This is a genomic window from Streptomyces sp. NP160 (assembly GCF_006335115.1).
In the GTDB taxonomy this organism is placed as follows: Bacteria; Actinomycetota; Actinomycetes; order Actinomycetales; family Quadrisphaeraceae; genus Quadrisphaera.
Map to the genome: position 1 here is coordinate 1 of NZ_VDMJ01000081.1, position 1,287 is coordinate 1,287.

Consider the following 1,287-nt stretch of genomic DNA (forward strand, 5'->3'; position numbering starts at 1 on the left):
CGCTGCCCCAGCCCGCCTCCGGCGCCGCTGGCGTCTACCTCAGCAACATCTCGGCCTCGAAGCTCGACTACTACCTGCGGGAGTCCGTCCTCGTGAGAGGCGGCTGCTCATCCCCCCCGCGGATCGAGGTGCAGCTCACCAACGACGCTCCAGCCGAGGTCCCCTACTACGTGTCGACCAAGGTCCCGGGCTACCCGCCCACCACGGAGCTGCTGACCGTGGCCCTGTACCTCCCTCCCGGGCGGGAGGCCGCGCAGGTGCTGGTCGACGGCGNNGCCGTCGCCGTGCCGCGGGCGAGCACGGTCACCATCGAGGTGACCACCAGCGGCCCCAGCACCCCGATCACCACGGTGCACACGCAGCCGCTGGCCACCGCGGCAGCGGTCACGGCTCCCGGCTGCGCCTGACCCCGCACCGACCGTGAGTGACGGTTGATCACCCTGGGTGCATCGGGGTCCCTCCAAGGGGAACGAACGGATCCGCCCGACCTGGACGTGACCTTCACCCGAACCGGTGACCTTCTGCAAGAATCTCTGGCGCTCCTCCACAGCCGACGAGAGGCCCCACCATGTCCGCAAGCACCACCCTGCGCGGGAGCAAGCGCATCGTCGTCGCGGCGGCNNCGCCGCCAGCTCGCAGGCGGTCTACGTGCAGCCCGTGTGCCCGAAGGGCACGTACAACTGCAACCTGCCGAGCATCCCGCCGAAGACCAAGGCGATCATCCTCGAGCTGAAGTCCAAGGGGTTCTTCACGAAGGTCGTCAGCAAGGTCCCGCCCAAGCAGGCCGTGAAGGTCGTGAAGGTCTACCGCTCCATCGCGTGGCTCTTCCGCTGAGCACGCGAGACGCCTCGAGGAGGGGCCCGGACCTCCCCGGTCCGGGCCCCTTCTCACGCCCGGGGGGTGAGCGCCTCGGCGAGCGCACGCACTGCTGGGAGCAGCTGTGACTCCGCCAGCGCCCAGGTGGAGGCGCCCGCCCGGAACGGGTCCACCACGTCGTCCTGGTCGACCTCGCGCACGGCGAGGGTCCCCCGGCCTCTCACGAGCAGGTCCACGAGGGACGCGAGCCGCTCGGCGGGGTCAGCTCCCTGCACCTCGTCCCCGCGGGCGGCGGCGATGCGCCCTGCCTCCCGCAGGGTGAACGTGCGCCGCACCGCGGCCGGGGCGAGCCGGACGACGGCGCTGCGGTGCTCCCGCGCAGCGGTGAGCACCAGAGCGGCGTCGCGGACGTGCGCCGCGGTGACCTGCCGGGCGACGTGACCCTCGGGGCTGGCGCCGCTGCGCCAGACC

At 72.3% G+C, this 1,287-nt stretch carries 1 protein-coding gene; it reads right to left on the reverse strand.

Annotation, left to right across the window (positions count from 1 at the left end):
- Positions 1-887 precede the first annotated feature (887 nt).
- Positions 888-1,287, reverse strand: a 400-nt coding sequence (locus FHN55_RS23060; protein ID WP_373995758.1) for a low molecular weight phosphatase family protein, incomplete at its 5' end; no start/stop codon positions are given.